6 protein-coding genes are annotated in these 8,330 nt (G+C 60.1%); 3 read left to right on the top strand and 3 right to left on the bottom strand.

The window, feature by feature from the left end; genetic code table 11:
- Positions 1–2,164: S8 family serine peptidase (locus C4334_RS07255; protein WP_352431417.1), on the bottom strand; the 2,164-nt coding region annotated here is incomplete at its 3' end.
- A gap of 523 nt (positions 2,165–2,687) precedes the next feature.
- Here C4334_RS07255 and efp point away from each other — a divergent pair.
- The 3 genes from efp (at position 2,688) to lpxK (ending at position 5,892) form a co-directional block, all read left to right on the top strand.
- Entirely contained in the window at positions 2,688–3,245 is a 558-nt protein-coding gene (efp, locus tag C4334_RS07250) for an elongation factor P (protein ID WP_352431416.1), read from the top strand.
- A 30-nt stretch (positions 3,246–3,275) separates the two neighbouring features.
- Positions 3,276–4,610 (top strand): 3-deoxy-D-manno-octulosonic acid transferase, encoded by a 1,335-nt coding sequence (locus C4334_RS07245; protein WP_352431415.1) that lies wholly within the window; start codon positions 3,276–3,278, stop codon positions 4,608–4,610.
- Positions 4,611–4,836: 226 nt separating this feature from the next.
- Positions 4,837–5,892, top strand: coding sequence for a tetraacyldisaccharide 4'-kinase (lpxK, locus tag C4334_RS07240; RefSeq protein WP_352431414.1), 1,056 nt, complete (start codon positions 4,837–4,839; stop codon positions 5,890–5,892).
- A 174-nt stretch (positions 5,893–6,066) separates the two neighbouring features.
- Here the strand turns inward: lpxK and C4334_RS07235 are convergent, their stop codons facing one another.
- The gene (locus tag C4334_RS07235; protein WP_352431413.1) at positions 6,067–7,650 is read right to left on the bottom strand and encodes a serine/threonine-protein kinase; all 1,584 of its coding nucleotides are present in this window, start codon (positions 7,648–7,650) and stop codon (positions 6,067–6,069) included.
- A 182-nt stretch (positions 7,651–7,832) separates the two neighbouring features.
- The gene (locus C4334_RS07230) at positions 7,833–8,162 is read right to left on the bottom strand and encodes an ATP synthase F0 subunit C (RefSeq protein ID WP_352431412.1); all 330 of its coding nucleotides are present in this window, start codon (positions 8,160–8,162) and stop codon (positions 7,833–7,835) included.
- Between the last annotated feature and the right edge of the window lie 168 nt (positions 8,163–8,330).

Here is an 8,330-nt window from a genome sequence, read left to right as displayed (position 1 = left end):
TGTGCACGCATCGCACGTCCCCGCCGCACATCGTGATTTGCCCAGTCCAGTAGCTGAGACCTCCGGGATCAGGCTGCCGCCCCAAAAAATCTAGATAGTGCTGCGTGACGAAAAATGCTGGGTCGTCTATGGGATTACCCGAGGAAGCCGAACCACTCCCACCAGCAGAGATTACTGCTCCGACGGCTGCCAGAGCATTCAGTTTTCCGTAGCCGAAACGCTCATGCCAAGCTGCTGATCCAGTGAAACCATCGCGTGCAGCGGTGTTTTTCAAGATGCCCTTAATCTGCTCACTCATTAAGTAGGGATTAGCCTGCAGCAATAGGGCGACTGAGCCCGTTACCACGGGTGTGGCCATGCTCGTGCCAGCGGCGCCTGAGTGGAAGCTGTCGCCCGGGGCGGGATTGGCTGAACCGAAGGTCGAATCGGCTGATTTCGACGAGTAAAGATAGTAGCCGGGAGCGCTGATCTCCGGTTTGGGCCGCCCGTCGGCTGTTGGACCGGGACTCGTAAACGGCGCATAGTCGCCGACCGTGTAGCGCGAAGAGCGGGTGATATATGCTCCGACGGTGATCGCTCCGCGCGCCGTTCCCGGCGAACTGACGCGCTTCGAATCATCCACGTTGTTCAAAAAGTGTCCATCGCCCAACCACGCATCGAATCGCCCGCCGTCGGGCGTCGCGTCGCCGCGCAACGTCAACGTCCAGTTCGATCCCAAATTCTTCGCGCTGTCGTTGAAGACGACGAAGATGTTGTTCTGATCGTTGGATGGATCAGTGTCGCCTTTGTCATCCGTCGCGTTGTAAACGCGAATGTACTTGTCCCCGCTGGCACCGTTGATGAAGCCGCTCGGATTGTACGGGATGGGCCCTACCTGTACCCCGTCGGGGCGCGTCACAGTGACCGAAAGGCGGTCGTTTTTCGAATAGTAGAGTTCGACGTATCGCGGATTCTTGCCCTCCGAATCGAGCTTCAGTTCGAGGTTGCTTCCTGCCGCCACCGATCCGCTCGCATGGATCGCATTGTCCCCTTCGTTGCCTGCAGCGACGCAAACGGCTCTTCCCGGTCCACGACCGACGATTTCGTCTATGGCGCGCTCATCCGGATTGGTGCCATCGTGTGGGCCTTGATGGCCGCCGATGCTCAGGTTGATGACGAAGGGCTTGCCCAACTCGCTAGCTTTCTGTTCGATGAAGCGCATCGCGTTGATGATGTCCGTGGTGCGGAAACCATCGCTTCCATCTTCCTTGCGATTCGCTTTGACGATGACGAGATCAGCTTCTGGCGCCATGCCCGCATACAGCCCCGGCGTCGGACCGGCGAGACCGTTGCCAGCGGCTGTGCCCGCGACGTGAGTGCCGTGACCGTTGCGGTCGCGCTGTTGCACGTTGCCGTTGCCTTCAAGCGCCGCATTGATCTCATCTTCGGTGTAAAGTCTGCCGATGGGCGCGGTTCCTCCGGGCAAAGTGTAATTCCAGGACGGATCGGTCGAGCCCGAACCGTAGACCGTCATATCGAGCAGCGCTTTGATGCGCGTGCGGCGCCCGTTGCTTCCGGGCAGAGTGAAGTCTGGGTGGCGAAAATCTATTCCAGAATCGACGATGCCAACGACGACGCCGCGCCCCGTCTGCGAAACGACGCGCTGTCCGGAAGCGTTGTCGATCCCAATGCTTCGCCGCGCCAGATCGTTGAGCGGCCGATAAACCGCTCCGCCCGAAATCTTCTGCACCGACCCGAGGGCGGCAAGTCGCGGCAAATCATCGACGTCGGCTTCCACCGTGACGATACGCCCGATTTGCGCTCCGATCTCGAATCCGGCGGCGCGGATCTCGCTCGCATCCGCCGCCTTCAGTTCGACGACGACGCCCACACGCGCGCCGCCATCAATCTCCGGTTCGACGGCGATGGCCTCGCTCAAGTCCTCGACCTCTTGCGCCGGGAAACGGCCACGTGCTCGCGCCTCGGCAGCGGTGCGTCGCACGATCTTGAGCAGTTTATCGGTCTTGCGCGCGAAGGCGACCTCAGGGTCTTCGGCCTGTCGTGTGGCCAGCGTCGTCCACAGAGGCGGGATCGAGACGGCGAGAAGGACGAGGCTCGAAAACAGAACCGAGCGCCATCCGCCAGTTAATCTTTTACGCCAACTCGGGAAGTCCAAAGGCGGCATCGCGAGCATGCCCTCCAAAAACGCTCGATAAAGGATGATCTACTTCAAGGAGCGTCGTAGTCTGCCGAAAGAGTTCCGACGACCGACCATCTTTCGGGAAAGGTGAAACAAACTGGCGCGCTGACGTCGAATGCGCCCGCCTGATTATAGCTCAAAATCCGGCGCCGAACGCAACTTTTTCAGCGCCTCTGGCCTTGAACCGCGCACTAGCGAAACGATGCCGTCACGACCAAATCCGGCATGGTGCGCCTCTTACGCCCCTTTGTAGCACAAGCCCTCCACTTTTTGGCATGCTTCGATCTCCATCCGCAATGCGCGCGCTGACATCGCGCCGACGGCAAACAACTGTTGCAAGGCCGCTGGACAAGCGTGTGCCTTGCAAGTAAACTAAACGGTTCGCACGCCCGCCACCGATGACAATTAAACCATCCCTCGTAGCGAAAAACGACTGATCGCGTGTGGCGCTGGCTGCGCGAAGCTGGCTGAACACTGAAAACGTGGAGACTGAACGAAACCTATGCCAATGTCGGCTACGCAGATCAGACGCGGCATGATCATCGTCTTCGACGGCGATCCATGTAAAGTGCTCGATTTTCGCCATCACACGCCCGGGAACCTACGCGCCATGGTGCAGACGAAGCTGAGGAATCTGCGCACCGGCGTCACCTTTGAACATCGTTTCCGTTCAGCGGACACGGTGGAGCGCGCCATTCTCGAAGAGCACGAGATGGAATTCCTTTATTCTGACGGCACGCAGTATCACTTCATGAACACCGAAAACTATGAGCAGATCGCCCTTGACGAAGAGGATCTCGGCGATGCGGTGCAATGGTTGACGCCGGGGTTGCGCATTCAAGTCGAGTTCTACAACGGCGAACCGATCGGCATAAAGCTCCCGCCATCACTCGAGCTAACCGTGGTGCAAACTGAACCGACGCTCAAAGGCGCGACCGTCTCAAACGTCAACAAGCCCGCCGTTCTCGAAAACGGCGTGACCATTCAAGTGCCGCCGTTCATCAATCAAGGCGATCGCATTCGCGTCGATCCGAACGAAGGGCGTTACATCGAGCGCGTCAAATAGACGCGCCGGCGCGGTTTCGAGCGTGCCGACATGTATTTCCTCTATTCCCTGCTCTTCGCTGTCGGACTCCTGCTATACGTTCCCATTTTGGCGTGGGCGTCGCTTGGTCGTGGGAAACGGGTCGGCGATTTGCGTCAAAGATTGGGGTTGATCGAGCCTTTGCGAACTCGCCGACCGGTGATCTGGATTCACTGCGTATCGGTCGGCGAAACGCAAGCGGCTCAACCTTTGATTCGTGCGTTGCGCGAAGAATACCCGGATCATGAGATCGCCGTTTCGACCGTGACGGCGACCGGACAAGACACGGCGCGCGCTCTTTTTGCTGGACAAGTTTCGCGCATCTTTTACTTCCCGCTCGATCTCCCCTTCGCCGTCCGCCGGGCGCTGCGCGCCATCGCTCCGCACATCGTCCTCATCATGGAGACGGAGCTTTGGCCGCGTTTTCTTCGTGAGTGCCACTTTATGGGAGTGCCGACAGCGCTCGTCAACGGCAGACTTTCAGCTCGGTCTTTCGCTCGCTATCAACTCGTGCGCTGGTTCTTTCGGCGCGTCGTCGGCAACTTATCGCGCGCCGTCATGCAAACGGAAGCGGACGCGCAACGGATCGAAGCGCTAGGGTTGGCGGCAGAGCGGGTTTGCGTCGCCGGCAACATCAAATTCGATGTCGAACCGGGAACCAACATCGCGCAAACGGCGCGCGAATTGGCCGCGCGCTTCTCTTTGCGCGACGACCTGTTGATCGTCGCCGCAAGCACGCACCGCCCGGAAGAAGGCATCGTCATCGAAGCTTTCAAGCGCGCGCGTCGACGCTACAATGCGCGCCGACCGAGGCTGCTCATCGCGCCGCGTCATCCGGAACGGTTCGAAGAAGTGGCCGACATGCTTGCCCGCTCCGGTCTTGCGTGGACGCGACGAACACGCCCGCCAAGCGCCGAGGACGGACGCGCCGACGCCATTCTGCTCGATACCATCGGGGAGCTGCGAGCCGTCTACGAGCTGGCAAGCTTGGTCTTCGTCGGTGGAAGCATCGCGCCCGCAGGCGGACACAACGTTCTCGAACCGGCTGCCGTCGGATGCCCAATCATCATCGGGGCACACGCGTTTAACTTCGAGCGCATCGTCGGCGAATTCGTCGCAGCGAAAGCTCTGGTCCAACTGCCCGAGACGGATATCGAACGCGCGATGGATCGGCTCGCCGATGAGTTCGCGTCGCTGCTCGCGGACGAAGAGAGGCGACGTTCAATGGGTGAACGCGCACGCGCCATGGTCGAACGGAACCGCGGCGCCGCGGCGCGCACTCTTCAAGCGCTGGCACCTCTGCTCGCAACGCGCGGGGATCTCCGCACGAGCGTCGCGCGCAAGTGATCCGAGGACTATGCCGCCATCTATCGTGTGGTCGCCACCAAAGATGCTGGTTACGAAGGACGTGAGAGCGAAGTTCCGTCGGCTCGTTTGTCAAGCGGAGTGCGAAGCGTGCAGACGAGTAGTGCGGCAGCGCAACTAGCGACTTTCAGACGTTTCTCGGCTTCGAGCGGCGGAACGTGGAAACAGAGCGGAGCGCCGCAAGATCTTCTCAGTCCGACAAAGCAACATGATCCTGACCGCGCCACTCGGATTGATCTACGGCATGGCGGTGCGTACGCGAACTCTTCTGTACCGCAGCGGACTCCTTCGGACGTCGCACGCGCCGCTTCCGGTCATCAGCGTCGGCAACATCACCGTCGGCGGCACAGGCAAAACGCCGCTCGTCGAATGGATCGCACGTACTTTAACCGACGAGGGTCTTTCGCCGTGCGTTTTGACTCGCGGTTACGGTCGCGCGCGAGCGCGTGAGCGTGTGCTCGTCTCCGATGGCGCGCGCGTGCTGACAGACGCACGAACAGGCGGAGACGAACCGTTTCTATTGGCCGAAAAGCTGCTCGGCAAAGCAGCGGTGATCAGCGATCGAGATCGCGTTGCGGCGGCACGTTGGGCGGCGGAGAATCTGGAGCGGGTTGATCTTTTCATTCTCGACGACGGTTTTCAACACTTGCGACTCGCGCGCGATCTTGATCTGGTCGTCGTCGATGCGACCGATCCGTGGAGCAGCGGGCTATTGCCCTTCGGACGACGGCGCGAACCCTTGAGCGCACTCGCACGTGCCGATTGCTTCGTCATCACGCGCGCTGAAGGTTCAACGTCGGTCGAGGGTTTACGTCGGGAGTTGATGCGCCGAAGCGGCGGCAAACCAGTCTTCGTCTCACGCACGAAAACGCTTGGGTTGCGGCGAGTCGACGCTTTGCCGCAAAGCGAGAGGCCAGTGCAAACCGCTGGACCATTCTTCGCTTTCTGCGGCATCGGGAATCCAAAGGCATTCTTCGCTCAGCTTGGTCGCGAAGGTTACCCGTTGGTCGCGACTCGCGCTTTCACGGACCATCATCTCTACACGCAGCGCGAAATCGAACGCTTGACGCAACGCGCGCGAGCGTGCGGCGCGCGTGCGCTGCTGACGACGCTCAAGGACGCTGTCAAGTTGCGCCACATGAGTTTCAGCCTCCCTTGTTTTGCGCTGGAGATCGAGTTGGAGATCGAAGAGGGAGCGGAGCTGCGTCGGCTGCTGCGAGAACGAGTCCTCGAAAAAGCCCTTCAAAACAAAAGACTGAGATGACAGCGCTTTGCTTGTAGCCTCATGTCTTTGCTGCCGCCTCCGGAAAAGTTTTCCCAAGCAAGGAATGACGAGAGAAACGACCGTGGACGTTTGTTCGATCGGTTTTCGACGAAGCCCGTTTGATGATCGGAGAACAAGCCGAGATAGCGCCCACCGAGTCAAACGCGCTTTCCTTTAGGGAATGACGGGCGGCTCTTTCTTCGGCGCTGGTGGTTCGACCGGCACTTCACTGGGCGTTGTCCTCGGCAATTGTTGCTTTGCGGGGGTCGCCTCCCGTTTCTGATTGGCGTTGTTTGTCGGACGCGGCGTCGGCTCGGCGCGCATTTCATTTCGATTCGCATTTCTGTTTCCGGTCGCAGCCTCTTCGATCAAGCGCGGTTCCGCATCCGGCGGAAGCATGGGTTCAACGGTCGTTCCGGCAGTTGTCGGCAGAGGCATCGGCTCCGTTCCGCTTGCTCGATTAGCGTTCTCCGTGACCTGTTGATTCGCGTTGTCGTGATGCGTGCGATCTCTTGCGGCGACATCTCTTTCGCTTTCGCCCGTCGCCGGTTTCGCTGGTCTTACCGGCTGTACTCCCGGCTCGGTGACCACAGGCGGCTGTTCTTTCTCGGTGCCGGAACCGCCGCGATGAAGCGCATAGAAGATGCCGAATACGACGACCAGCAGGACCAAACCGGGAACAAGCATCTGCCAAGGTTTTGGCCGGCTCGGTGCCGGACCTGTTGCAACCGGCGGTGCGGCAACGGCGCTCTGCACCACCGTCGCTTCTTCCCTTTCCTCTCCCACTGGCACTACGATGCGCGGCCTTTCCGCAAAGGTCGCCGTCTGTTCGACGCCCGTTGCTGCCAGCGCGAGCGCAGAGGCTAACTCGCCTGCTGTTTGAAAGCGTTCTTCGGGGCGTTTCGCAAGCGCGCGCATCACCACGCGATCGACGGCTAGAGGAAGGGCCGGACGTTCTTCGCGCACTGACGGCGGTTGCTCGCGCAAGTGTTTGAGCAGGACTTCCGTCGGCGAATCAGCGGTGAAGGGAACGTGGCCAGTCAGCATCTCGTAGATGATGACGCCGAGGCTGTATACGTCGGAACGCGCATCGACCGTTGAACGCGAACACTGCTCAGGCGACATGTAGTGCGGCGTGCCGATGACGAGATTGGGAGCGGTTAACTCCGGATCGGTCGGCTCCATGATCTTGGCGATACCGAAATCAACCACTTTGACCCAGTCGCGCCCGCCGTTTATTTCGACGAGCATGATGTTGTCGCTTTTAAGGTCGCGATGGACGACCCCCTGCGCATGCGCGGCATCGAGGGCATCGGCGATTTGCCGTGAGATCTCGACCACGCGATCTATCGGGAGCGGCCCTTCTTCGCGGATCAAATCCTTGAGCGTGCGCCCTCGGAGGTACTCCATGACGAGGAAGACCAACCCGCTATCCTCGCCGAAATCCATCACGGTGATAGCATGTGGATGCCCCAGACGCGAGGCGGCGCGCGCTTCGCGGGTGAAACGGGCGACCAGCTTTTCATCAACGGCGAGCGACGGGCGAAGCACTTTGATCGCGACCGTTTTATCCATTAAGACGTGCGTCGCACGATAGACAGCGCCCATGCCGCCTTCGCTGATCCGCTCTTCGATGCGATATTTGTCGGCAAGCACGCGTCCGACAAGATCATCCTGCAGCGCAAGCGCCTCGCCGTCATTAGGACAAAGCGTACTCGCGTCGTCGTATTCGGCGCCGCACTTAGGACATTTCTTCATCTTTCGGAATGCCTCGCTCGATCCAGAACTTCGCACGGCGAGCGTAGCATGGCGCTTCTTCGCCGCGCAAATCCTCTCGCCGATCACCCGGTGCCGAAAAGCAAAGCTCGCGTTCAAACGAGCGAGGCGCGCCTCGTCGCAGGGAGACGCGCCTCATCGGAGGTCAGTTCGTCGGCGTTCGATCAAACTCTAAGGAAGATGAACGCGACGAGCAACGTGAAGAGCACGAGCGTCTCGATGAAGACCAGACCGAGAATCATCAACGTCTGGATACGACCGCTGGCGCCCGGATTGCGCGCCGCGCCTTCGGCAGCGGCGGCGGCCACGCGCGACTGGCCTAGAGCAGCCAGCCCGGCGGCGATGCCGAAGCCAAAACCGGCGGCGAGCTTGGCGTATTTCGAGACCGTGAAGCTGTTATCGGCAGCCACTTCCGCAGCCGTCTGCGCGAAACTCGGCGCCGCGAACATCAAAACGCCGAGCACGGAAAAGAGAACGAAACGGATTCTGCTCATCTTCATCTCTCCTTTTGGTGGTTGAAACTCGGAACGCGCACGGGATGAGAGACGAAGGACGTCCGAAGTTTTATGAGTTCGCCGCTCATCCGGTATTCAGCCGTCTGGTCCGGGGGGACGACGGCGCTCCAGCGATGAAGGCTCACGCCAAATCTATAATCGACGTGC

Origin of the sequence: Pyrinomonas sp., from assembly GCF_040289685.1 — a bacterium.
Classification (GTDB): Bacteria; Acidobacteriota; Blastocatellia; order Pyrinomonadales; family Pyrinomonadaceae; genus Pyrinomonas.
This window is presented reverse-complemented; position numbering and strand designations above follow the sequence as displayed.